This is a genomic window from Cutibacterium avidum ATCC 25577, assembly GCF_000227295.1.
Taxonomy (GTDB): Bacteria; Actinomycetota; Actinomycetes; order Propionibacteriales; family Propionibacteriaceae; genus Cutibacterium; species Cutibacterium avidum.
The window spans coordinates 2,001,529-2,025,055 of the sequence record NZ_JH165054.1 but is presented as its reverse complement, the minus strand read 5'-3'; the positions used below and the strand labels follow the sequence as shown (position 1 = coordinate 2,025,055).

At 62.9% G+C, this 23,527-nt stretch carries 26 protein-coding genes; 15 read left to right on the top strand and 11 right to left on the bottom strand.

Features of this window, described 5'->3' with window-relative positions:
- Positions 1-13: 13 nt before the first annotated feature.
- From HMPREF9153_RS09040 to HMPREF9153_RS09010, 7 genes are all read left to right on the top strand, one after another.
- On the top strand, positions 14-406 hold the full coding sequence (locus HMPREF9153_RS09040) for a glycine cleavage system protein H (protein WP_171023465.1): 393 nt from the start codon (positions 14-16) through the stop codon (positions 404-406).
- An 8-nt stretch (positions 407-414) separates the two neighbouring features.
- Positions 415-996, top strand: coding sequence for a zinc-ribbon and FHA domain-containing protein (locus HMPREF9153_RS09035; protein ID WP_004811411.1), 582 nt, complete (start codon positions 415-417; stop codon positions 994-996).
- The gene (gene ftsR, locus HMPREF9153_RS09030) at positions 996-1,706 is read left to right on the top strand and encodes a transcriptional regulator FtsR (RefSeq protein ID WP_004811410.1); all 711 of its coding nucleotides are present in this window, start codon (positions 996-998) and stop codon (positions 1,704-1,706) included. Before HMPREF9153_RS09035 ends, ftsR begins: the two co-directional genes overlap by 1 nt.
- Positions 1,707-1,786: 80 nt before the next feature.
- Positions 1,787-2,266, top strand: coding sequence for a bifunctional nuclease family protein (locus HMPREF9153_RS09025; protein WP_004811409.1), 480 nt, complete (start codon positions 1,787-1,789; stop codon positions 2,264-2,266).
- Positions 2,267-2,449: 183 nt separating this feature from the next.
- Positions 2,450-3,037: a MerR family transcriptional regulator gene (locus HMPREF9153_RS09020; protein ID WP_016667570.1), complete on the top strand. Its 588-nt coding sequence runs from the start codon at positions 2,450-2,452 to the stop codon at positions 3,035-3,037.
- Positions 3,038-3,146: 109 nt separating this feature from the next.
- Positions 3,147-4,367 (top strand): YhjD/YihY/BrkB family envelope integrity protein, encoded by a 1,221-nt coding sequence (locus tag HMPREF9153_RS09015; protein ID WP_036980140.1) that lies wholly within the window; start codon positions 3,147-3,149, stop codon positions 4,365-4,367.
- 210 nt (positions 4,368-4,577) lie between these two features.
- Positions 4,578-5,732 carry an MFS transporter gene (locus HMPREF9153_RS09010; RefSeq protein WP_004811406.1) on the top strand — a complete coding sequence of 385 codons (1,155 nt, stop codon included), beginning with the start codon at positions 4,578-4,580 and terminating at the stop codon, positions 5,730-5,732.
- A 90-nt stretch (positions 5,733-5,822) separates the two neighbouring features.
- Here HMPREF9153_RS09010 and HMPREF9153_RS09005 read toward each other — a convergent pair whose 3' ends face one another.
- A complete protein-coding gene (locus HMPREF9153_RS09005; protein WP_004811405.1) occupies positions 5,823-7,022 on the bottom strand; it encodes a pyrophosphate--fructose-6-phosphate 1-phosphotransferase in 1,200 nt (399 codons plus the stop codon).
- A 261-nt stretch (positions 7,023-7,283) separates the two neighbouring features.
- Between HMPREF9153_RS09005 and HMPREF9153_RS09000 the strand changes: the two genes are divergently transcribed.
- From HMPREF9153_RS09000 to HMPREF9153_RS08990, 3 genes are read left to right on the top strand one after another with little or no spacing between them, the layout of a single operon-like run.
- On the top strand, positions 7,284-7,604 hold the full coding sequence (locus HMPREF9153_RS09000; RefSeq protein WP_171023466.1) for a hypothetical protein: 321 nt from the start codon (positions 7,284-7,286) through the stop codon (positions 7,602-7,604).
- 37 nt (positions 7,605-7,641) lie between these two features.
- Positions 7,642-8,262, top strand: a complete 621-nt coding sequence (locus HMPREF9153_RS08995; protein ID WP_004811403.1) for an L-threonylcarbamoyladenylate synthase — start codon at positions 7,642-7,644, stop codon at positions 8,260-8,262.
- Between the two features lie 51 nt (positions 8,263-8,313).
- Positions 8,314-9,000: a 5'-methylthioadenosine/adenosylhomocysteine nucleosidase gene (locus HMPREF9153_RS08990; protein WP_004811402.1), complete on the top strand. Its 687-nt coding sequence runs from the start codon at positions 8,314-8,316 to the stop codon at positions 8,998-9,000.
- A gap of 29 nt (positions 9,001-9,029) precedes the next feature.
- On the opposite strand, the gene HMPREF9153_RS08985 is transcribed toward HMPREF9153_RS08990, so the two are convergent.
- From HMPREF9153_RS08985 to HMPREF9153_RS08965, 5 genes are read right to left on the bottom strand one after another with little or no spacing between them, the layout of a single operon-like run.
- Positions 9,030-9,941: a diacylglycerol/lipid kinase family protein gene (locus tag HMPREF9153_RS08985; protein ID WP_004811401.1), complete on the bottom strand. Its 912-nt coding sequence runs from the start codon at positions 9,939-9,941 to the stop codon at positions 9,030-9,032.
- A gap of 44 nt (positions 9,942-9,985) precedes the next feature.
- Positions 9,986-10,636: an IMPACT family protein gene (locus tag HMPREF9153_RS08980; protein ID WP_004811400.1), complete on the bottom strand. Its 651-nt coding sequence runs from the start codon at positions 10,634-10,636 to the stop codon at positions 9,986-9,988.
- Complete coding sequence (locus tag HMPREF9153_RS08975; RefSeq protein ID WP_004811399.1) at positions 10,633-12,387, bottom strand: FUSC family protein; 1,755 nt, start codon at positions 12,385-12,387, stop codon at positions 10,633-10,635. The genes HMPREF9153_RS08980 and HMPREF9153_RS08975 overlap by 4 nt, the downstream gene beginning before the upstream one ends.
- On the bottom strand, positions 12,384-13,871 hold the full coding sequence (locus HMPREF9153_RS08970) for an Hsp70 family protein (protein ID WP_004811398.1): 1,488 nt from the start codon (positions 13,869-13,871) through the stop codon (positions 12,384-12,386). The genes HMPREF9153_RS08975 and HMPREF9153_RS08970 overlap by 4 nt, the downstream gene beginning before the upstream one ends.
- Positions 13,872-13,906: 35 nt before the next feature.
- Complete coding sequence (locus tag HMPREF9153_RS08965) at positions 13,907-14,926, bottom strand: PAC2 family protein (protein WP_004811397.1); 1,020 nt, start codon at positions 14,924-14,926, stop codon at positions 13,907-13,909.
- A gap of 387 nt (positions 14,927-15,313) precedes the next feature.
- Between HMPREF9153_RS08965 and HMPREF9153_RS08960 the strand changes: the two genes are divergently transcribed.
- Positions 15,314-15,817, top strand: a complete 504-nt coding sequence (locus HMPREF9153_RS08960; protein ID WP_036980136.1) for a peptidylprolyl isomerase — start codon at positions 15,314-15,316, stop codon at positions 15,815-15,817.
- A gap of 9 nt (positions 15,818-15,826) precedes the next feature.
- Here HMPREF9153_RS08960 and HMPREF9153_RS08955 read toward each other — a convergent pair whose 3' ends face one another.
- Both HMPREF9153_RS08955 and HMPREF9153_RS12245 read right to left on the bottom strand, forming a co-directional pair.
- Positions 15,827-16,639 (bottom strand): alpha/beta fold hydrolase, encoded by an 813-nt coding sequence (locus HMPREF9153_RS08955; protein WP_023032674.1) that lies wholly within the window; start codon positions 16,637-16,639, stop codon positions 15,827-15,829.
- Entirely contained in the window at positions 16,636-16,917 is a 282-nt protein-coding gene (locus tag HMPREF9153_RS12245; protein WP_036901816.1) for an Rv1322 family protein, read from the bottom strand. Before HMPREF9153_RS12245 ends, HMPREF9153_RS08955 begins: the two co-directional genes overlap by 4 nt.
- A 72-nt stretch (positions 16,918-16,989) precedes the next feature.
- Between HMPREF9153_RS12245 and nucS the strand changes: the two genes are divergently transcribed.
- Complete coding sequence (gene nucS / locus HMPREF9153_RS08950) at positions 16,990-17,748, top strand: endonuclease NucS (protein ID WP_171023452.1); 759 nt, start codon at positions 16,990-16,992, stop codon at positions 17,746-17,748.
- A 113-nt stretch (positions 17,749-17,861) separates the two neighbouring features.
- On the opposite strand, the gene HMPREF9153_RS08945 is transcribed toward nucS, so the two are convergent.
- The gene (locus HMPREF9153_RS08945) at positions 17,862-19,205 is read right to left on the bottom strand and encodes a DivIVA domain-containing protein (protein ID WP_004811393.1); all 1,344 of its coding nucleotides are present in this window, start codon (positions 19,203-19,205) and stop codon (positions 17,862-17,864) included.
- A 137-nt stretch (positions 19,206-19,342) separates the two neighbouring features.
- The gene (gene mce / locus HMPREF9153_RS08940) at positions 19,343-19,801 is read right to left on the bottom strand and encodes a methylmalonyl-CoA epimerase (protein ID WP_004811392.1); all 459 of its coding nucleotides are present in this window, start codon (positions 19,799-19,801) and stop codon (positions 19,343-19,345) included.
- 251 nt (positions 19,802-20,052) lie between these two features.
- Here mce and HMPREF9153_RS12350 point away from each other — a divergent pair, with 251 nt between their 5' ends.
- Both HMPREF9153_RS12350 and HMPREF9153_RS08935 read left to right on the top strand, forming a co-directional pair.
- Positions 20,053-20,205 (top strand): hypothetical protein, encoded by a 153-nt coding sequence (locus HMPREF9153_RS12350; RefSeq protein WP_162495054.1) that lies wholly within the window; start codon positions 20,053-20,055, stop codon positions 20,203-20,205.
- 2 nt (positions 20,206-20,207) lie between these two features.
- Positions 20,208-20,735: a PH domain-containing protein gene (locus HMPREF9153_RS08935; protein WP_004811390.1), complete on the top strand. Its 528-nt coding sequence runs from the start codon at positions 20,208-20,210 to the stop codon at positions 20,733-20,735.
- An 89-nt stretch (positions 20,736-20,824) separates the two neighbouring features.
- Here HMPREF9153_RS08935 and pgm read toward each other — a convergent pair whose 3' ends face one another.
- Positions 20,825-22,456: a phosphoglucomutase (alpha-D-glucose-1,6-bisphosphate-dependent) gene (gene pgm, locus HMPREF9153_RS08930; protein ID WP_004811389.1), complete on the bottom strand. Its 1,632-nt coding sequence runs from the start codon at positions 22,454-22,456 to the stop codon at positions 20,825-20,827.
- A gap of 112 nt (positions 22,457-22,568) precedes the next feature.
- Here pgm and HMPREF9153_RS08925 point away from each other — a divergent pair, with 112 nt between their 5' ends.
- On the top strand, positions 22,569-23,507 hold the full coding sequence (locus tag HMPREF9153_RS08925; RefSeq protein ID WP_004811388.1) for a tetratricopeptide repeat protein: 939 nt from the start codon (positions 22,569-22,571) through the stop codon (positions 23,505-23,507).
- Positions 23,508-23,527: the final 20 nt, after the last annotated feature.

The window sequence follows — 23,527 nt, the reverse complement described above, 5'->3', positions numbered from 1 at the left end:
CGTCGGCCGTGTCCTGGAGGTGGCGATGACCGAGATTCCCGATGATGTGTTGTGCACCTCGGATCACCTGTGGATCAGGCCCGGTAATGGTGACCGGGTGCGCGTCGGAGTCACGTCGGCCCTCCTTGACCAGTTCGGGCCGGTGGAGTCGTTGTCCCTTCCTGACGACGGGGAGGAGATCGTTGCGGGAGACACCTGCGGCGATCTAGAGTTCTCGTCTCGCAGCTGGGAGTTCGTTTCCCCGTTTGCCGGGGAGGTCGTCTCGGTCAATCAGTCGGTTGACACTGACCTGCTCGAGGCGGATCCATGGGGTGACGGATGGCTCTTTGACGTGAGACTGTCTGACCCTGAAGAGCTCAACGAACTGCTCGACCCGGACGAATACCTCGCGAGCATGGGGGAGTGACCCCTAAGATGACTGTTTCGGAGACCCCCGAGAGCGAGGACGCGAACATGAACAAGTGCACCATGTGCGGCCACGTCAATGAAGATGGCGCAAACTTCTGCTCCCGATGCGGGACCCGTCTCGGGGTGCCCATCGACACTCCCGGGGACAACACCGGCGTCATCCCGACCATCACCGAACCGGCGGTGGCCGAGGAAACCTCGCCCAATCTCGACCTTCCCGCCGACGTGTTGCAGGACATCGCCGGCTTGCCGGCCGAGAACGCCATGCTGGTGGTGCGACGCGGACCGAACCTCGGTGCGCAGTTCCTGCTCGATCAGGATGAGACGACGGCTGGACGTTCCACCCGATCTGACATCTTCCTCGACGACATCACGGTCTCTCGTCACCATGTGAAGTTCATCCGTCAGCCCGACGGTCGCATGATCATCGAGGACCAGGGCAGCCTCAACGGCACGTACGTCAACCGCACCCTGGTTGACGGTTCAGCCGTGCTGCGGGACGGTGACGAGGTGCAGATCGGCAAGTTCCGGATGACCTACCACACCGGTGGGATGGCATCTGGTGCCAGCGGGGCTGGTCGCGTCTGATGCCAGGATCTGTCCGCACCATCGGGCAGGTGATGAAGACTCTCAAACCGGATTTCCCCGATCTGAGTATTTCCAAAATCCGATTTCTAGAGTCTGAGGGCCTGCTGTCCCCTGAGAGGGCACCATCGGGATACCGCAAGTACTCCGACTCCGACGTCGAGAGATTGCGGTACATTCTGACGTGTCAGCGTGATCACTTTCAGCCGCTGCGTGTCATCCGAGACCATCTGGAGATGATGGACCGGGGCGAAGAGCCTCCGGTGGCTGAGGCACCGCCGCTGCCGTCCGAGAGTGAGGGGACTCCGGTCCCAAAGACTCCGGCAGGTCAGGGAATCGTCCAGACCCGTGGTCCCATCAGGATGAATCGGCGTGAGCTCATCAGGGCCTCGGGTATCACTGAGGCTTTACTCATGGAACTCGAGCGTCACCAGCTGGTGCGTCCCAAGAGAGGGGTTTCCTACTTCGGGCAGGAAGCTCTCGTCATCTGCGTCGCGGCTCGACGGCTTTCTGCCTATGGGATGGACTCGCGTCACATGCGCGCCATCCGTCAGGCAGCTGAGCACGAGGCCGGCCTCATTGAGCAGACTCTCATTCCGCACGCTCGTCATCCCGAGCAGGCGTCCAAGATTGCGGCCGAGACGACCAAGGTGATGATGCACGCCCATACGGCGATGGTCTACGACATGTTGGAACACTGGTCGGCCAACTGAGTTCGGCCAACTGGGCTGCCTTGCCAGGTGAACGCTGTCACGCCGAAGGATCGACTCCAAGGCCGCGCTAGGCTGGCAGCATGGTCTTGCTCGAGGTTGCCGAGATTCGGACCGAGCCGGTGTCCGGGGCAGCGGTGCTGCTGTTGCGCGAGGTCGATGGTCGTCGCCATCTTGCTTTGTGGATCGCAGAGCCGGAGAGATTGGCCATCACCGACGCCCTCAATGAGGAGGAGCCGATCCGGCCCTACACCCATGACCTGCTCGCACGCGTCGTCGCGGTGCTGTGCGAGGAAGAGCCGCAATGCGTCATCACCAAGGTCGAGGACGGCGTCTGGTTCGGCGAGTTGGTCCTGGGGGCCATGAGGATTGATGCTCGGCCCTCGGATCTGGTCGCCCTGGCACTGCGTCTTCCGGTACCGATCTGGTGTACCGAGGAGGTCATCTCCTCGGCCGGAATACTCCTCGATGCCGGCCCGGAGGACGCGGTGGAAGAGTTCCGGCAGTTCCTGGACCAGGTCAGTCCGGACGACTTCGGACCTGGACCCTCGACCTCTGGTTGACCTTGAGTCAACAGCAAAACACCTTGTCAAGCCTATATTCGCAACTGGGATGTGAGGACGGTGTGAAGCCATCGGCGTGGCTTCGACGGCGATCAGGACTGGCGCCGTAGCGTCGAGGGCGTTCGACGGGGCAGCCGTGCTCCGCCGTTGAGACGATGAACAGAACTGGTGAAGGGTGACGAGATGGCAACGACCGGTGAGCAGCCGAGTGTTGAAACTCCCCTCGACGGCCCCGCGCGTCGTGGCCAGGATGCCCTCTTCGAGGGTGACTTCGCTCCGATGCCCGAGGACATCGGATTCCGGGGGCCTGTCGCGTCCGGCGCAGCCGGCATCACCTACCGCCAGCTCGACTACTGGGCGCGAACCGGGTTGGTCCGTCCGGAGATCCGAGCTGCTCGCGGCTCCGGTAGCCAGCGTCTTTACTCCTTCCGCGACATCCTCATGCTCAAGGTCGTCAAGCGCCTGCTCAACGCTGGCGTCTCCCTGCAGCAGATCCGGGTTGCCATCGACCATTTGCGCAGCAATGGCGTCGAGGATCTCTCCCGGGTCACCCTCATGAGTGACGGGGTCTCCGTCTACGAGTGCACCAACGACAATGAGGTCATCGACCTGCTGCGCGGTGGCCAGGGAATGTTTGCCATCGCCTTGGGAGGAGTGTGGCGAGACGTTCAGGGAAGCCTTGCGGAACTGCCGAGTGAGCGTCTCAACCCGATTGACGAGGAAGAGCTCGACGAGTTCACTGCCAGAAGAATTGCCAAGCACGCCTCCTGAACTGGCGGTGAATTGACGGGAAATCGTCCCCGTCATTCCTGATGTGTATGCTCGTTGAGCGTGCGCCTGGGGTGTTCTCCATGCAATGATTCACGATGAGGAGGCCCCTGTGAAGGACACGATTGCCGCCATCATGAAGCGGCCAGGTATCGCCCATCTGCTGCGAGCCCACACCCGATTCACCCGACGTCTCGGCAACCATTTCGCCGCGTCCATCACCTACTTCACGGTGCTGGCGATCGTCCCGGTCATCGCATTCGCCTTTGCCGTGCTGGGATTGATTCTGAGCCGGTTGAGCCCCTACCTGCTCAATCAGGTGGTGGATTCGGTCGTGAGTCTGGCCACTCAGCAGGATGACAAGGAACAAATTCGCGGCATTATTGAGAATGCGATGAAGGTCGGCGGATCGGTCTGGGCGTTCATCGTCTCCATCCTCACCGCTTTTTGGGCCGGAATCGGCTGGGTCGGAAACATCCGCAAGGGAATCCAGGCGGAATGGGCCCCAGACTTTGACATGGTGGCCGACGACCGCGGATTCGTGCGCGCCAAGCTTTCCGACATGTTGGCATTCCTGGGATTGCTGCTGGTGAGCCTGCTGACGATTATCACCTCCCAGGTCGGCTCCTCGATGGCCGGGCTGTTGGCCAGGTGGACTGGCCTCGACACCGTTCCTGGCCATGGCCTGCTGCTGACCCTGGCCGGCCTGCTGGCCTCGGCGATTGCCGGTTGGTTGCTCTTCATCTTCCTGTACACCGTCATGCCGCGTGGCAAGCCGGTGTGGCGTCCGATCCTCAAGGGATCGCTGGCCGCAGGTTTTGCCCTGGCCCTCCTACAGGTGGGTGCTGGCTATCTTGTGCAGGCCTTCAGCTCCAACAAAGCTGTGCAGGCCTTTGGGTCTGTCATTATCATCATGCTGGTCTTCGATCTCATCGCTCGATTGAGTCTCTTCATCGCCTCATGGATCGCGACGGCGAACCAGCCGGCTGTCGACAAGGAGTGGAACGACTGCGACGAACCTCTGCTCGGTCGTGACGACTGCCGTACCGTTGACGGGCACTGGGAGGCCGCGTTAGCGGATCGCGCCCGCAAGCACTCGGACGAGGACGGAGCGGAAGTCGTCGGTGTCGCCTCACAGGCCAATGGGGGAGAGGAGGACGCCAGCCAGCAGGAGGCGGAAGACGCATCGGCCGACGCACCTGCTGCTTCTCGTGCCTTGCCTCCCGCGCACGCCGAGCCTCGTCGTTGGCCGGTTGTCGGAGCGAGTATCGTCAGTGCTGTCGGGGGCATGGCGGTTGGCGCCATACTCGGTCGACGCCGCGAGGACCAATGACCCACTGATGATGCTGCGTGGTGGCAGGTCAGTTCGAGACGGCGTGATTCAGCTGCGGGCTGGCGTTTGCCCCATATGTGATTGGCCCCGTGGCCATTGGGCCCTGACGGACCCAGAAAGGGAATCGCAATTCTGCAAGGGTCGTCGTCGCGGAGAGCTCATTGTGCCTTGGCTGCCAGTCTTCTGGGCACGCTGTTCCCCGGAGTCGTCATGTTCACGTTGCCTCCGCTGTTCACCTCGTGGTGGAGGAGCTCTACCAGAGCTTCAGATGCATCATTGGGCTGGGTGACGACGTGTGCGGTTCTTGCGTCGGGGCTGTTGACATACGTCGCCGGGATCGTTCGTCAACAGTTGGGCACTCGCTGGATGTATGTCGTGGCGACGGTCCTCATGATGGTGTCTTTGGCGGTCGTCGTGGTGGACTCACGGTCGCTACCGGTTGCTTACACGTGGGCGCTGTTGTCTGGAGCATCCTCGGCCTTCACGTATTCCCCCTCATTGACTGCGGTCCAAGAATGGTTTCCGCGACGGTTGGGGCTGGTTACCGGATTGGTCAACGCCAGTTTCGCCCTTCCCGCTGCCGCGGCGGCCCCTGTCGTCGCGGCAATGCTGAAACATTGGGGGTTCACAGACACGGTCTTGACGCTGATGATTGGCGTCGCCGTCACACAGGTCCTGGTGATTTTTCTTTCCACCCCGCACTGGCTCGAGGAGGAGCGTAGGGCAGGGTTAGCGGCATCGCGGGAAGAGATTTCAGCACCGTCTGCAACCACCGCGCAAGCCGTTCGGACGCCCGCGTTCTGGCAGGTATGGGCGATCTGGTTCGCTGGTGGTGGGGCAGCCATCACGATGATGACTTTCGCTGCCACCTATTCCGCGCATCTCAATGATATTGGGGTGCGAGTGAGCGCGGTGGCGGCGGTTACCGCGTTCGTCTCCGGAAATGGGCTGATACGAGTGATCAACGCGATGGTGCTCGATCGTGTCGGACCGACGGTCATCGGAGCCGTGACTTCCTTGACCCTTGCCATGGGGTACGTGCTGTTGGGTTTCGTCACCAGCGGTTGGGCACTCATCGTGGTGGCTTTCCTGGCAGGAGTCGCTTTGGGGACAATCTTCACGATCTCGCCCTTGTTACTGACACCCCTCTTCGGTCTCAAACACTTTGGGCCCATCTTTGGGCTGGCCTTCACCGCCTACGGTGTTTTTGGTGCCTTTGCTGGCCCTATGCTCAGCTCATATCTGGCTCAGCAACTGGGATATGCCCTGGTATTCATCTACCTTGCCGTGTTGATGGTCTGGGCTTTCTTGTCCGTACTCGCCGTCGATCGCTCAAAACGGAGAATGACAGCGCATTGGGTTTAACAGGGTTCCACGTACCACAATGGCCCCTCCGCTCTCAGTCAGTCCACCGGGACCGATTCGTGCGGAAGGGCCACTGGCGGGCCAGAACTGTCAGGCCTGCCCGATCTCGCTGAGCATGTCGGTGAACCACGGCTGTGTGACATCAAAGGGCTTGCCACCCTTGATGCGGTCGAAGGCGATGTTGGTCAGCTCGTCGCCGTTCTCCTCGTCCTGACCGATGACGCCAGCCCTGCCAGCGAGGGCGCAGTCGACGGCCAGATCGGTGCAGCGGCCGATGAGCTCGAGGTCGGCCTCGTTGGAGGCAGCCGAACGGGAGAAATAACCCGACTTCTGGACCATGACCTTCTCGGCTCCCAGCTTCTCGGCGAACTGCTTGCCGAACCAGGCGCCAGGGTTGACCTTGTCGAGCTTGACGTGGCCGAAGGGGTCGCGCGGGACTTCCTGACCGGCCTTCTCCATCTCCTCGATGATGGCGTCGAGGCCAGCGCCCTCGGACAGGAAGATGGTGACGTTGCCGATCTCGTCCATGACCTTGTTGAGGCGCTCGGCCTCGGCCTCGAGGTCGAGGTGGGCCTCCGGGACGTACACGGCGTGGACGTCCCAGGCCTCCTTGGACAGACCGATCTCGGGGACCCACTCCTGGGTGTCCAGCCATTCGCGGTACTTGGCGGCGGTGGCTGCGGTCAGCCAGCCACAGTTACGTCCCATGACCTCGTGGACGATGAGCATGCGGGATCCGGAGTTGTGCTCACCGACGATGTTCTGGGCGAAGCGGGAACCCTGCTCGGCAGCGGTCCAGGCGCCCAGCGACTGACGAATCGGGATGACGTCGTTGTCGATGGTCTTGGGCAGACCGACGACGGTCAGACCGTAGTCGTGCTCTGCCAGGTACGCGGCGAGGTCAGCGGCAGTGGTGTTGGTGTCGTCGCCACCGATGGTGTGCAGGACGTCGACCCCGTCGGCGACCAGACGGTCAGCAGCAACCTTGAGGGGATCGTCGCCCTCGGCGACCAGACCACGCTTGACGAGGTCGGCGGCATTGGTGAGCTTGACGCGGGAGTTGCCGATCGGGGAACCACCGAAACGCTTGAGGATCTCGGCGTTCTTGCGCACAGTGTCGGTGACCTCGATGAAGTCTCCCTTGAGCAGGCCCTCGTAGCCGTGTTTGTAGGCGATGATCTCGACCTCGGGGGCAACCTCGGTGTAGCGCTGGATCAGACCACTGATCGCCGTGGACAGGCAGGGCGCGAATCCACCGGCGGTGAGGAGAGCGACCTTCTTGACGGCCATGGGGAAACCTTTCGTTCGTCGTGCGATGACGCTATTAAGCCTATGGCACGAGTCGAAACGCCACACCGAGGGAGCAAATGTCAACCCTTTCCAGGACACTGGGGTTCGTGTTGGTGTGATGGTATGACGAGTAATGCGTTAATGCACCGACGTGTGGCCAGTGCGAGGAAGAGGGATCCATCCCAGCGACATGGCGATCGTGGCGTCAGTCTGTCCGTTGTCGTCACGGTGTTGCTTCCGGTCCTTCTCCTTGCCGCTGGGGTGGCCGTGGACGGGGCAGAACAGGCGAGGGCTGCTCGACTTGCCCACACCGTCGCTGCGGAGGCTGTTCGGGCTGGATGCGAGGAGGGATCAGCTGCTCAGCTGGTAGGACAGGACGGCTCCGGATCAGCTCGCAAGGCCGCGGAAAAGTCGGTTCGTGGAGCCGAGATCAAGGGAGTGAGTCAGCTGACCATTGACGTCGAGGGAGACGCCGTCAGCGTCGCTGTGCAGGTCACCAGACCAACTCATCTGCTCTCGCTCATCGGCGTGCTGGAGGTCCATGGTCAGGCGCGCGAAATGTGCACGTTGATGGCTCGCTGACCGCCATGGGAGTCCGCTGCGGCGATACGATGGCAAGGTGTCCAAGTACTTCCCGGTACACCCGGAGAACCCGCAGCAGCGTTCCCTCAACCAGGTCGTCGACATCCTGCGCGACGGTGGCCTGATCGCCTACCCGACCGACTCGGGTTACGCGTTCGGGGCACGGCTGGGGAACAAGGACGCCCTGGATCGGATTCGCAAGTTCCGTGAGCTGTCCGACAAGCACCACTTCACCTTGGTGATGAGCGAGTTCGCCCAGGTCGGACAGTACGTCCAGATGGACAACTGGGTCTTCCGGGCGGTCAAGGCGGCCGTCCCTGGACGATACACGTTCATCCTCAAGGCGACTCGTGACGTACCGAAGGTCATGCTCCATCCGCGCAAGAAGACCGTGGGTGTCAGGGTGCCTCAGCACGTGACGGCTCTGGCCCTGCTGGAGATCCTCGACGAGCCGATCGTCTCCTCGACCCTCATCATGCCCGGGCAGGAGACCCCGATGGTCGACGGTTGGCAGGTCCAGGACGAGATCGGTGATCGTCTGGACGCCGTCATCGATTCTGGAGACTGTGGCATCGAACCGACGACGGTGGTTGACTTCACCTCCGGGGAAGCAGTGATCACGCGCCGCGGTGCCGGTGATCCGTCCCCCTTCGAGTGAGACCATCTGTCCCTCGAATCGTGACGGCGACTGACGAAGGATGTTGACGACGTGCTTGGCCTGATGGGTGCAATGGAGGATGAGGTCCGTCTCATCCGCGAGGACCTTGACGAGGTCGTGGAGTTGGACGGTCCGTGCGAATTGCTGCGCGGCCGGTTGGACGGAACACCAGTGGTGCTGGCGAAGTGTGGCATCGGGAAGGTGAATGCGGCCTTGGCGGCCTCAGCCATGGTTCAGGCCGGCGCTACGAGCATCGTCTTCACTGGTGTCGCTGGTGCCGTGGCTCCTGGTCTGGGTATTGGCGACGTCGTCGTCGGGGACAAGTTCCGTCAGCACGACGCTGACGACACTGCCTTTGGCAACCCCATCGGCATCGTCCCCGGTGAGCCAGCATTCTGGGAGCCGGATCCGGATCTTTCCACCAAGGTACTGGGGGCGCTGCGGGCTCTCGAGGGGCCGCGCGGTCATCACGTCGTGGCCGGAACCATCGTCAGTGGCGACCAGTTCATCGCCCAGGCCGAGAAGGTTGCGTGGTTGCGCACCACCTTTGACGCCAGTGCGGTCGAGATGGAGGGCGCGGCTCTGGCACAGGCTGCCAGCCACCTCGGGGTGCCCTTCGCCGTCGTGCGAATCCTGTCGGACTCCGCCGATGGTGATGCCACCTCCGATTTCCCGGCCTTCCTCAACGACGCCGCTCGCCGCGGACGCGACCTGGCCCACGCCTTGGCTCAGGCCTGAGAAATCAGGTCCGAATCCATCCGGGGCACTCAGGCCCGTACCAGCAGGGCTCCGGGGGCCACCCGTGTTCTCATCGTCGTCACCTTGCCCACCAGATCACCATCAACCTCGGCGAGGATTGGCCCGGAACCAGACCTCACGAGCGCTGTTCGTGAGGAAGCGTGACGCACCAGTCGGTGCCCATGGCGATGCCGGGTGACGAAATGGTTGAGGACGGCTACCCAGCCGACGATCCCGTGGGGAGACAGGGTCAGGACGTCCAGGGTTCCGTCGTCGATACGGCCGTCCGGGACGAGATCGACCCCACCAGGCAGGACGGAGCAGTTGCACACCAGCACCATTCGAGCCCGCGTGACGACCGGTTTGCGACCATCGACGCTGGTGCGGGCCTGGAACCCGGGCTGGATGAGGGTCTGGGCACCTGATGCCACATAAGCCAGCCATCCGATCTTGTCCTTGAGACGATCCTGGGTGCCGGCCATCATCTGAGCATCCATGCCCATGCCAATGATGACGGTGAAGCAGATCTCCTCGGACTCGTCGAAACGGACGTAACCAAGATCGATGGCCCGCACTGGGCGGGTCAGCACGGCGTCGAGGGAGGCCGCCAGATCAGTGTGGGGCAGATTGAGGTTGCGGGCCAGAAGATTGCCCGTCCCCATGCCGAGAATCCCCATCGGGACTCCGGTACCTGCTAGACCAGCTGCGACCTGACGGATCGTTCCGTCGCCGCCCAAGGCCAGGACGAGGTCGGCACCATCATCGACAGCGCTCCTGGCCAGGCCGTGACCGAAGTCATCGTCGGTGGTGGGAAGGAAGGACGGGTTGACCCCCAAGTGCTCCTGGCATTTGCTCTCGATGAGAGTGCGCCACTGGGAGTTGGCGGCAGTCTTCACCGAATTATGGATGACTGCCACGGTGCGCGGCTGAGATGTGTGCACGTCGTGAGCCTAGGGCATCAGACCAACTTCGTGGCCGCTCCGTCTCAGTGCGTGAGGTCGACCCAACGCTGCGCCCTCGGCGTCAGATCGACGTCACGGCCCAGGAGTTCGGCCAATTCGACAGCCAGATGGTCGGCCTGACCCGCTCGGCAAGCCAAGGTGAGGAGGGCCCCGTCTGCGGTGTAGCCGACCGTAACGACCTCGTGTCCGGCAGCTCGGATGACACCTTCTTCATGACCAGCTTGTCGTAGGTCGAGTAGGGTCGTGAAGGTGTCCATGAGGACTCGACGATGCAGCGAGGCCGAGTCCAAGGCCTTGGTGACCGCGTTCCCGTAGGCGCGGGTCAGGCCGCCAGCTCCCAGCTTGATGCCACCGAACCACCGGCTCGTGGCGGCCACGACGTCCGACAGATGCGGCTGATCGTCAGAACTCGAGGCCGTCAGGGCGTTCAAAGTCGGCATTCCGGCTGTTCCAGCAGGCTCGCCGTCGTCGCTGCAGCGCTGGGCATGGCGATCAGGTCCGATGACGAAGGCGGAGACGTGGTGACGGGCATCGTGGCCATCTCGTCTCGCTCGGGCAATGACGTCACGAGCTTCTTCCTCGGTCTCGACGCGGACCAGTCTGGTTCGGAAGATCGAGCGTTTGATCTCCAATTCAGCCTCGACCGGGTCTGTCAGGACGATGTACTCGTTCACCTGACCCCCGGTAGGGAGGTGACCATGTCGAGGCGGATCTTCTCCATCTCATCGACGACGATGTGGGCATCGAGGTTCTGACTGGAAATCGGAGGCAGACCGGTGATGAAGACCGCGATGTCGGCCAACAGCCGACGTGCCCACGGCACGGGCTTGTCGATGGTGTGCCAACACACCGATAACAGATCGTAGCCGGTCTCGGTGACGGTGCGATCGACCTTGGACCAGTCCTGCAGAGCTTGTGGAGCGTCGGGGCGAGTAGCAGAGAGCAGGGCAGATCCGCGTATCAATTCATGGACCATCTGGTTGCGTTCCACCTGAGCCCGTGAGGTACTGGTGTGGCCTTCTGCCAGCGACCGCAGCACAGGCATCATCGAGCGCAAGGTGCGGCGGTACTGGCTGCGCACCAGAAGCACTGGAGCTCGCCGACCGACGACGTGGATCGTGATGATGCCGACGGCCAGACCGACGACCGTCTCAAGGATCCTGTCCTGGGCCAGCTGGTACATCTCACCGGGCTGGGTGAGTGGTGTCATGAGCAGTGCGAAACAGGTGATGAAGATGCAGGCGATGCCGTAATTGCGCGTCACCATGGCCTGCATGATCCACAGGAAGACGATGATGAGGCCGATCTGGACCCAACCTGACGGTCCGAAGGCTGCCACGGCCAGGTAGAGCCCCAGCCCGATGACCGTCCCGAGCACGCGGTGGATGGCCCGGATGGTCATATCGGAGCGGGTGGCGTCCATGTGCATCAAGATCAGCACGCTGAGGATGGCCCAGTAAGGATGGCCGAAGGGCAGCAGGATCATGAGCAAGGCGGCGAAGAAGACGCCGGTGGCTGCTCGAAGTGCCAGCATCGTCGGTCGGGAACCACGCTCCAGTGCTGTCCGGAGCAGATAACTTGCCTTGGGTCGCCCCAACGGGGTCCAGTCCAGATGGTCTGGAAGGGACACGTCGGCGGATGGGAAGGCTTCCAGCCTCAGCTCGTGCTCCAGGCGCATGTGGGCGGTGACGAGTCGGGCTCTCAGCTCGGAGAGCTCGGACATCTCCGACGGGTTGTCGGCCCCGGAGGCGTGACCGTCGTTGTAGGCCCACCACGCCTGATGGATGGCAGCGTGGGCTGCTGAGCGCAGCCGGGCAACCTCGTGGCTGTCGGCATCCTCGTCGGGCTCACAATAATTGTTGACCGCTGTCTCGGCCTTCTCGACGGCGAGCCGCACCGGTCGGTGCGGCGAGATGAAGCAGATGATCATCGACACCATGGCGGCGATGAGGAAGGAAGGGCCGGTCGAGGTGAAGACTGTTGCGATCGTCCACCCATGGCTGGCCATGTAGGCGCCGAAAGCCCCGGCGAAGAGGATGTTGAGAGGTCCCGGCGGACCCAACTGCAGAGCATGCCAGGTCCAAATGATGACGAGGCTCCACGCGGCCAGGATGAGCGGCATGATCCACTCCACCCGCATGGACAACAGGCCGAGACACTGGGAGAGGACCGTCGCGATGCCGACGCCGATGAGGATTCGAGCGCGCGACAGTGGGGCATTGCTGTTGCCCGCCAGTGCGCCCATGGCACCCATCATTCCCATGGCGGCATGGCTCGGGTCGGTGATGAGACCCATCGTCACCAAGGACACTGCCATCGGGATGATGAGGATGATCGCCTGCTTGTTGCGTCCCGGAGCCGGGCGAATGGTGATCAGTCTGTGCAGCAGGTGGCGCAGTGAGGATGGCTTGTCAGTCGGGCTCATCGATGCACCGTACCGGTGCTCGTCGTCGTGGGACGTCCCATGGTGACGGTGGTGGACCATCCAGTGTCGACGTCGATGATCGTCGTGGTGACCATACCTGTCTCGAGAATGGTGTAGGTCTCCTCGATGAGGTGACCGTTGTCGACCTCGTGGACGTCGACCTGGTCAGCGTCGAGGTCGGTGCCCGTATTCTGCAGAGTCTCGTCGAAGGGGAAGACGACAGTGGCAAAGGGAATGAGGTCACCCACCGGTTCGCCGTTGGCGTCAGTTCGCGAGAACTCCACGAAGCGGAAGACGCCGATGTTGTGACGGCAACGGTAGGTTCGCGTGATCGTCGTCGTCCCGGAAAGCCGCGTGCTCTGGTCGGTGAGGACGTCGAAGCCGATGCCTCGTCCGGACTCAGTCTCGCGGAACACACCGAAACCGCGGGAGAGGCGGTCACGGATTCCCAGGGTGTCCGCGTCAGCGGCGACGGCCAGACCGATTGCGGTGGCCGAGGTCGGGTTGGGAGAACGGTGCACTCGTCGCCCGAAGAGTTCGCGCAGCCGGCGGGGAACGATCGGCAGGGACGTGGCGCCACCGACGAGATGGATACCGGCGACGTCGGAGTCAGCGCTGTTGAGCAGGGAGGACAACGGATCCATGGTCTCAATGGTGCGATCGACCAGCGGCTGGCAGGCTTCGGCCACCTCGGCGACCGGAATGCGCAGAGTCGTCGAGTCGAGGTCCACGAGGAGGTTCCGAGACTGGGGACGCAGGGCTTCCTTGGCGATTCGGCACGCCTCGAGGAGCTCGTCACGATCGACAGGGGTGTCGCTGAGATGACGGGTGGCCAGAGCAGCCAGCACCTCGTCGAAGTCGTCGCCACCGAGGTCATTGAGACCGACGGAGTCGAGGACTTCCGGGCTCTGGCCGGACATGTTGACCAGGGATGCGTCGAAGGTGCCACCACCGAGGTCATAGATGATGACCCTGGTGCGCTTGGAATTGAGGTTCCGGGCCTGGCGGAGGGCGAATTCCAGCCCGGCCGCAGACGGCTCGTTGACGAGGCCGAGCACATCAATGCCGGCCTGACGTGCAGCATCCATCGTCACGAGGCGCTGCCCGGTGTGAGCGTGGGCAGGTACACCGAGGACGGCACGATGAGGTCCGGGGACGTCGATGCACGAGATGACATGACGCAGGAAGTCGGCCCACAGATCGACCAGCGGGATCTCCATCTCCCCGATGTGGACCAGGGTCGACGGGCCGGCTCCGGGGGCCGCCAGGAGGCGCTTCACCGAGCGGACGCCAGGGGCTCCACCGGCCATCGCCTGGCGGGCCTCAAAGCCGTGGACGAGGGACCCACCGACGACCGCGCTCACGCTGGGCAGCTGGTCGTGTGAGTCTCCTTCCGTGTCGAGGAAGGGAAGCAGGGGGTGGTTTCCGTTGTCAACAGCAGCAACCGCGGTGTAGGTGGTTCCCAAGTCGATTCCCAGATCCATGCTGGGCAGTCTATGTCTGGGTACAGACAATGCCCTTATCCGTCCGAATCGCCTCCGCGACGGGGACGGTAATCAGGGGTGTCGTCGTCGGCGTCACCGTCGTTGCCACGTCGCGGACCGGAAGGATTGTCGTCACTGCGGGAATCGTCCTCGTGGTCGTCACCGTCGTCGATGGAACGCAGGAAGTCCTCGACCTCGGCACCAATGTCCTCGGCGTCAGGGACCGTGACCTCGGTGGTGCCGAGCTCGCGCTGGGCAACTCGAGAGTCGTACTGCTCCTCGAGGGCATGGAGCATGGTCTTGAGCTCCTCAGAACCATTGACCTGGGTGTCGATCTCGGCACGAACGGTCTTAGCGGCCATTGCCAGAGCGTTGATGGGCAGGGCCAGGCCGGTTGCGCCGCGTAGTGCCTCGACGAGGGCGCGAGCCGACTCCGGGTAGTCCAGGTCAGCCAGGTAGTGGGGCACGTGGGACGCCAGGCCGATGACGGCGTGGTTGGTTTCCCCCAACCGCTGCCCGAGGACGACCGGGAAGGACGCCGGCACCTGAACGCGGCCAAACGGTGAGGTGGATCCCAGGATGAGTTCGGGACGCGACGCCCATCGGGTGACCATGGCGGGTCGGGTATGAGGGGTCGGTACGGGAATCGAATCAGTGATGACCGTCAGACGGATCCCCATGGAGTCCACGAGGTTTGTCAACGACGACACCAAGGTCTCCCAGCCCAGAGCCGGTTCCGGGCCGTCAAGGACGAGGAAGGCCTGTCCGAGTTGATCCGTGACCTCGTGAAGGACCAGACGAGGGCGTTCATAGCCCTCGAAATGGTCAGTGTCGAAGATGATGGGCTGACGGGAATCGCGGTGGTCCAGCAGGAAGTCGATGTCGAATTCACCGAGTTCGTGGTGGGGGAGTTCGGTGAAGATCGCGTCACGGACCCGTGCCTGTACCCGTCCGGTGTCGTTAAAGGACTGCACCAGGGTGATGAGGGCGGACACCTCCTGATCGGGACCCACGATTCCGGGGTGCCAGCGGAAGCGGTCGCTCTGCTGATCCATGGGTGTCCTCCTTCGAATAGGTCCAGGTTGATGCAACCCCGTGAGTCCTCACTCTATTCCGTCGGAACGGTGGGTAGCCTGACCGCGTTGCCAGATGACAGAAGGACGGACTACATGAGGATGACGTGCCGAGCAGCAACCGCGGTCGCCGTTGCGGGGTTCTCCCTGCTCGCCGGATGTTCACAGACTCGCGGAGAGGTGCCCGGGGTCAGCGATTCCCCTGATCGTTGGTGGACGGCTTCCCCCTCGACGACGAGCCAGCCAGCCAGCACCCATGAAGCCCAGCAGAGTCCCGCCCATGCCCCGGCACCGACGGCACCGACGCCAGCGGCGGCCAGCGGTTCGTGCGGTTACGCCGTGACAGGCAAAGCGGCTCGTCCTGTCGACATGCCTCGTTCCGACGAGATTGAGAGGACGGGATCGGCAACCGTCACCTTGACGATCAATGACGCGCTCGTGGTGCTGACGGTGGATCGTGCCACGGCCCCGTGCGCCGTCAACTCGTTCGTGTCCTTGGCTGAACAGGGTTTTTACAACGACGCGTCGTGCCACAAACTGTCGACCGGAGACGCGAAGTACCTTCAGTGCAGCGACCCGTCCGGCACTGGTAATGGCGGACCCGGGTACTCGTACCCGGTTGAGAAGGGAGCCAAGACCGGCGGATCAGTAGGTGCGGGCACCCTTGCTCTGGTGACAGATTCCCAGCACCGTCTGGGATCGCAATTCGCCTTGGTGTACGGGGACTCCAAGCTGCCGGACTCATTCGTAGTCATCGGGAGCATTGATCGGGAAGGTGTTGACAGCATCTCCGAAATCGCTGGCAAGGGGGTGGCCGAGGACGGGAGCTCCCCCAAAGTCAACACCCGTATCGGCTCGGTGGTGATGGGCTGAGCCTCAGTGTCAGGAGGGATCATCCTGGCAACGCGACAGGAAAGCTGCCAGAACCTGCACGAAAACTGCGGGCTGGTCCGAGTGCACCCAATGGCCCGAGTTCTTCACTCGAATTCGGCGCACCTGGGGGAAGAGCTCGTGCATGGCCTGGGAATGATCTGGGCCGACGTAATCAGACTCCTCGGCGGTGATCCACAGCACCGGTCCGTCCCAGGTCGTATTGACCGACGGCCAGGAACCAATGTCTGACAAGCCATTACCCAGCAGGTCAAGATTCATCTGCCAGTACCAGCGGTTGTTCTCACCGGTGTCATGCCGCAGGTTCTGCAGCAAGAACTGACGGATCGTCGCGGAAGGGATCTCATCGGACATCTGCTCCTCGGCCTCGCGTCGCGTGGTCAAGCCACTCAGATTCACTGACGTCATGGCATGGACGAGGGGAGCCAGGCGGGTGAGATGAGAATCCACCGGTGCCATGTCGACGACGGTGAGGCTGCGCGCGAGATCAGGATTGTCCAGAACTGTCCGCATGACGACCTTGCCACCCATGGAGTGGCCCAGGAGATGAACCGGGCGGTCCCCGCTGGTCGTCCTGATCGTCTCGGAGAGGGCCTTGGCCATGGCGGGGTAGGAGAAATCCTGTGTCCAGGGGGAACGGCCATGGTTCGGTAGGTCCACGAGGATGCAGCGGTAGGCGTCCGGACCGGTGGCGAGGAGGTCCTTGGCGACCCTGGTGAAGTTCTTTCCCTGCCCGAAGACCCCGTGGCACCAGTAGACGTCCTGACGACCGTCACCGAGGGTGATCAGGTGAAGCTCATTCATGGACGCGACCTCCAACACCCGGTGTGCCAGTGACGACGCTCCTCGACCGGGGACGTGGAGAACATCGATGGTTCATGCGGCCAGGCGACGACGTGCGGGGTTCCTGGCTGGATGGGATGGAGACACCCGGGACAGGTGTAGACCTTGAGCGCTCGGTCAGCAGGCACCATGCGTACGACGTGCTGACCGTCCCTCTTGTACTCAGAATGGGGATGGCTGGTCGCACTGAGGGGGCGGGCTCGACGCTGCCACTTGCGCGAACCATGATGACGACCCATGCGGCCCATTGTGCCGCACCTGATACCGGGGACGACAATGCTGAGGGGATGGGCCCATGCCGGCGCACCAGAATGGCGTTCGAGGTCGAGGCTGAGGTGCAGGTAAAGTCCGACTCCGTGCGTCTCGTCATTGCTCCCTGCCAGGTTGACTACACCGGTCGTCTCACGGCCCATCTGCCATGGGCGAAGCGGCTCATCGTCGTCAAGTCGGACAACTCGGTGAGTGTCCATGCCGACGACCGTGCATACAAGCCACTGAACTGGATGAGTTCCCCGTGCACCTTGACGACCCGTCCTTGTCTGCCTGACGAGCCGGCCGCCACGGCCGCCGTGGACGCTGAGGTCGAAGAGGTCTGGGAGGTTGATGCCCCGACAGGAGATCATCTGCAAATCCTGTTGGGCCCGAAGTTTCTCGACGTCACCGAGGAGCTGGGAGTCGACCCTGGTCTGCAGAAGGACGGGGTGGAGGCTCATCTTCAGGAGTTGCTCGCCGAGAATCCGGACACCTTCGGGGCAGGCTGGTCGCTGGTTCGGCGCGAGTACATGACGCCGATCGGTCCGGTGGACCTGCTGTGTCGCGATGCCGAGGGTGTCTATGTCGCTGTCGAGGTCAAGAGGCGAGGCGAGATCGACGGGGTCGAACAGCTCACCCGTTATCTGGAACTCATGAACCGCGACCACCTGTTGGGTGATCGGGTCAGGGGAGTCTTCGCGGCCCAGAAGATCAAGCCACAGGCGCGCACCTTGGCCACGGACCGTGGCATCGAATGCGTCACCGTCGACTACGACGCCCTGCGTGGCATGGATCACTCGGAAGATCGTCTCTTCTAGACGGTATGGGTGACCCCGTTCCGGGGTCACCCATACCGTCTAGTGCAGGCACCTGCTCAAAGATATGGCCCCTGACCTCATGGTCAGGGGCCACTCACGCTGTGGGGCGCACCTCACTTCTTGGGAGTGCGGTCTGCAGACAGTATCTGGGTCTTTTCGTTGTCGGACTCATCGTCCGGATCGCCTTGGGGCTCCGATTGCTGAGCTGGAGTGGCACCGTTCTGGGTGTCGCCCTTGACGCTTGGAAGCACCTGGGTGGCCTGATCCTCATGGGGGGCCGCTGCCTCAGATGGCTCGGCGTCGGTCTTGGGGCGGGTCTTCGGGTCGATGACGATGGTGGCGTCCTCGGAGCTGTCAGCCTCCGACTGCTCGGCGAACGGATCAGTGTCGGGGTAAGCGCTCTCGGCTTCTCCTGCCAGAGCCTTGAGGTTGCTGAGCTGGGCGAGGACGGCCTTCTTGCGCTGCAGCAGGGCAGCGGTCTCGCGTTCCAACTGTTCCTTGCGCCAGGCGTACTGCTCCTCGAGGCGTTCCTTCATCATGGCTGCCTGACGGTGAGCCGTGGCAATACGGTTCTCCGCGTCACGAGCAGCTTGGTTACGCGTGGATTCGGCCTCCTCGAGTGCGCTCTGACGGATGGTGTCGGCCTCTTCCGTGCGCTTGGTGACAGTGTCGCTGCTGGCCTGCTGATGGGCCTTGGCCTGTTCGAGCAACTCATTGATCTTGGCCATGGCCTGATCGTGGCTGGCTCGAGCCTCTGCAGTGACGGCAGCGGTTTCCTCTCGTGCCTTCTGGGTGATCTCGGCAGCATCGTGACGAGCGGACTCAGTGATCTCGGCGGCCTCGGAACGAGCTTTCTCGATGATCTGTGAGACCTGGGCTCGGGCGTTCTGATCGATGACCGACGCCTTGGTACGTGCCTCGGTGACGATGGCCTCGGCATGAGTTTCGGCCTGCTCGACGATGGTTCGGGCCTGCAGGCGGGCCTGCTCGACGGCGGTACGGGAATCCTTGGCAGCCTGGTCACGCAGCTCGCGCTGGTTCGCCAGCCCGGCGACACGGATGTCGTCGGACTCAGTCTGGGCGGCGGCGCGCATGTCAGCAACGACCCGACGGCCTTCCTCCTTGATGCGCTCGGCCTCGTTGCCAGCCATGGCGACGATGTCCTTGGCCTGGGCCTCCGCGGCGGTGAGGATTTCGGTGGCGTGAACTCCCAGACGCTTGAAATCGGTCTGGGTGACCTCGGCCTGGGCCTGAGAGACCTGCCCGCGTAGGTGCCGGGTGAGTTGTTTCAGGGTCGAGACCTGCTGCTCGATCTCCCGGACGTAGTTGTCGACGCTGGCACGGTCATAACCCCACATCGAATGGGTGAAACTACCGGCCGCGCTGGCGGTGTCGTCGAAGAGGTTGAGTCCGGTCTCCTCGTCGAACTGGCCGTCAGAGACGTCTTTCGTGCTCACCGATGGTCCCCTTTCATTAGGTGACTCCAACGGTACCAATCGGTACCGAATTACAACGGCGCAACTCACCGGGACGAGGCGGGCCCCGGGGACACTGTCCCCGGGGCCCGAAAACCTCTCACCTCAACGGTGTGACATCAGTCCTTGTAGGGCATGCCACCGGCCGGGGGCTCGGTGATCTCGACGAGAATGCCACCGGTGTGCTTCGGGTGAAGGAAGATGACGCGGGAGCCAGCAGTTCCGATGGAGGGCTCGCCGATGAAGACGGCGCCGCGCTCCTTCAGGGTGGCGATGGTCTTGTCCAGGTCGTAGGTGCGGTAGCACACCTGCTGGATCATGTTCTTGTTCTTGGAAATGTACTTTCCGATGGTGCTGTCCTCGCCGAGAGGAGCCAGCAGCTGGACGACGGTGCTCTCCTCGCCGCGCTTGCCGGTGGCGATCATCGCCTCCTCGACGCCGTGGCCCTCGTTCTTCTCGCGAAGGAGGACGTGAAAGCCGAGGACGTCGCAGTGGTACTTGATGGCCTCGTCCATGTTCTTGACGGCGAAACCAACGTGGTCGATGCACGCAAAGGGATCATTGTTGAAGTTCTCCATGCGTCAATCCTTGCACTGCCAGCCAAGCCGGAGTCAGTCGGGGTGGGTATTCGACACGACATTGACCGACCTTGTCCGGAGCATCCATGCGATGCGGTGCGATCTGCTGTCCACACCAGTGGACCTCATGACGATGTGCGTTCTGCTCGGCGTTGCGAGTGGTGCGGAAGGGATCGTTCGGTCAAGAATGACTTTGCAGTGTCCCCGAGCCCTTCCCCGGGCCACGTGCCGAGCAAGGAGCCTTAGTGAACGTGAAGAAGACCATCCACACGATCATCGTCGTGTTCCTCGTCGTGTTCTGCTTGTACTACGTCTTCACGGATCCGGCTGGCACTGCTCGCGTGATTCGTGGCTTCTTCAGTGGCCTCTTCGGGTTCATCAGGGCACTGGGCGGGCAGTCCTGACCTTGCCCGACGTCATCCGTCGTTTCATAGACCCCGATGTTGACCGACACCTGCTGGTCGGCGAGGGGGAGTACGTCATCGACGAGGTTTCCAAGCACTGGATCGTCCTGGTGGCCCCGACGATCGCCATGGTGTTGGCAACACTGCTGTTCATCTCAATGGTCTTTGCGCAGCGGTGGTGGGGCATCCCCCTCGTGATGGGAATCTCCCTGGCGACCTGGGGAGCACTGCGCTTTCACCTAGATCACATGGACCGTTTCGTCATCACCAACATGCGGGTTTTCCGCGTCCATGGCATCTTCGATCAGCACCTGGCGACGATGCCCATGACTCGTATTCTCGACATTTCGGTCGAGCAGCCCTTCCTCGGACGTCTGCTCGGTTATGGCCATTTCATCTTCGAGTCGGCGGCTCAGGACCAAGGCCTGCGTGAGATCGACTACGTCGGGTGCCCGGAGGATCGCGACCTGACGATCCAGCGCGTCATTCAGATGGCCGGCTTGCGGACAAACCTGGCCCATCCCAAGTGACCATGTTGCACTGACATCGTGATGGACATGACATCGCCCCGACCACATTCGGGCGGTCGGGGCGATGCAGCGCTCATGATGTCACTGTGTCAGCCTTGCAGGGCCTTGTCGACGATCTCGCGGGCCTCCGCCTGCACGGCAGCCAGGTGGGCGGCGTCGCGCAGGGACTCGGCGTAGATCTTGTACTTGTTCTCGGTGCCGGACGGACGGGCAGCGAACCAGGCATTCTCGGTGATGACCTTGATGCCACCGATGGGAGCACCATTGCCTGGCGCCGTGGTGAGAATCTGCTCGATCCTCTCGCCGGCGATGGCGTCGGCGGAGACGTCGTCGGGGGAGAGGGCCTTGAGGCGGGCCTTCTGCTCACGGTTGGCGTCGGCATCGATACGGGCATAGTAGGACTTGCCGAAGCGGTTCTCCAGATCGGCGTAGTGCTCAGAGGGAGAACGTCCGGTGACGGCTCTGATCTCGCTGGCGAGCAGGGCCAGGAGGATGCCGTCCTTGTCGGTGGTCCAGGTGTGGCCGTCTAGGTCGAGGAAGGAGGCACCAGCGGATTCCTCGCCACCGAATCCAAGATTGCCACGCGTCAGGCCGGGCACGAACCACTTGAAGCCAACCGGCACCTCGACGAGGCGACGACCGAGATCAGCGGCCACCCTGTCGATGAGGGAGGAGCTCACCAGGGTCTTGCCGATGCCGACGCCGAGGCCCCACCCGGGACGATGGGCGAAGAGGTAACCGATTGCCACCGCCAGGTAGGCATTGGGATTCATGAGACCGGCATCAGGGGTAACGATGCCGTGTCGGTCGGAGTCGGCGTCATTACCGGTGGCAATGTCATAAGCGTCCTTGTTGGCGATGAGGGAGGCCATCGCGGACGGGGAAGAGCAGTCCATCCGGATCTTGCCGTCGGTGTCGAGGGTCATGAACCGCCAGGTCGGATCGACCTCGGGGTTGACGACCGTCAGATCGATGCCGAGATGATCGGCGATGTACTCCCAGTACTGCACCGAGGCGCCACCCAGCGGATCAGCGCCGATGTGCACCCCGGCCTCGTCAATGGCGTCGAGGTCAATGACATTGCGCAGATCGTCGCAGTAGGCGCTGCGGTAGTCGTAACGGGAGACCTCGTCGCGCACCTGCGCGTACGGCTTGCGACGAATAGCCGACGGATCGGCGAGTAGCTCGTTGGCGCGGTCGGCGATCCAACCGGTGGCATCGGTGTCGGCCGGACCGCCGTGCGGCGGGTTGTACTTGAAGCCGCCGTCGCGAGGCGGGTTGTGCGAGGGTGTGACGACGATGCCGTCAGCCTGGCGTCCCTCGCTCAGGCGGTTGTGGACGATGATGGCTCGCGAGACCGCCGGGGTCGGGGTCCACTCGTCGTCATGCTCGGCAACGACTTCGACGTCGTTGGCACGCAGTACCTCGATGGCAGTGGTCCACGCGGGCATGGACAGGGCGTGGGTGTCCTTGCCGATGAACAACGGACCGTCGATGCCCTGGGAGGCACGGTACTCGACGATTGCCTGGGTCGTGGCGGCGATGTGGGCGTCATTGAAGGCGCCGTCCAAGGAGGAGCCGCGGTGACCCGAGGTGCCGAAGACAACCATCTGGTCCGGGTTGGAGGGATCGGGAGTGATGTCGTGGTAGGCCGACAGGACGGCATCGACATCGATGAGATCGGATTCCTGGGCAGGTTTCCCAGCACGTTCATGAGCCATGGGGCCATTCTCTCACCGGGCGGAGCACTGCGGCAGGTCCCCGTGAGGAATCAGGGCGTTCGGACCATCGATAGTCACCGATGCTGGGGCGGATTACGAGAGGTCTGGTTGAATGGACGACATGTCTTCTGACTCGATTCATCGTCATGATGCCGTCGATCTGTCGGGGCTGGCAGCCGCAGCCGGTTCCTCCGACTCTCCTGCCGGACCCGCCCCAGCTGGTTCGGGAACCACCAGGACCTGGGTGATCGAGGGTACCGAGGAGAATTTCAACTCGCTGCTCCAGAAGTCGGTGCAGCACCCGGTGCTGGTGGAGTTCACGACACCGAAGGCCCATGGTGCCCAACAGATGTCGCAGGTGCTGAGTCGAGTTACCGACGAGGCTGCCGGCAAGTGGCTGCTGGTGCACGTCGACATCGACGCCCAGCCTCAATTGGCCAAGAGCTTGGGCGTTCAGGCCGTTCCGATGCTCGTCGCCGTCATCGGTGGACAGCTGGCACCGCTGGCCCAGGGCACGATCGACGAGCAGCAGTTCCGTCAGATCACCGACCAGGTGACTCAGGCCGCGACGGCCGGTGGCATGGTCGGTCGCGCGGAGCCGGTGACGGTCCAGGCGAGCAGCGAGGAAGCCGTTGGCCCTGACCCGCGCACGGTCGAGGCCGAGAAGCTCATGGACGCCAAGAGGTTCGACGAGGCGGTCGCCGCCTATGACGCGCTGCTGGCCAAGGAGCCCAACGACCCCGTCCTCATCGCGGGACGTAACGGGGCAGCGCTGCTGGGACGGTTGGACGACAAGGATCCTGCTGCACTGCTCACCGCTGCCCAGCAGAATCCTCACGACGTCGAGGCCCAGCTGGCTGCTGCCGACGTCGAGCTCATGGGCGGACGGACCGCTGACGCGTTTAACCGGATCATCCAGGTGGTGCGCACCAACCACGACGAGGAGCGCGAAGCCGCTCGCACTCGCCTGCTGGAGCTCTTCGCCATGGTGGGACAGTCCGATCCTGAGGTGGCAGCCGCGCGACGTTCGCTGGCAGCAGCATTGTTCTGATCGTCGCCTCCAGACGTGTT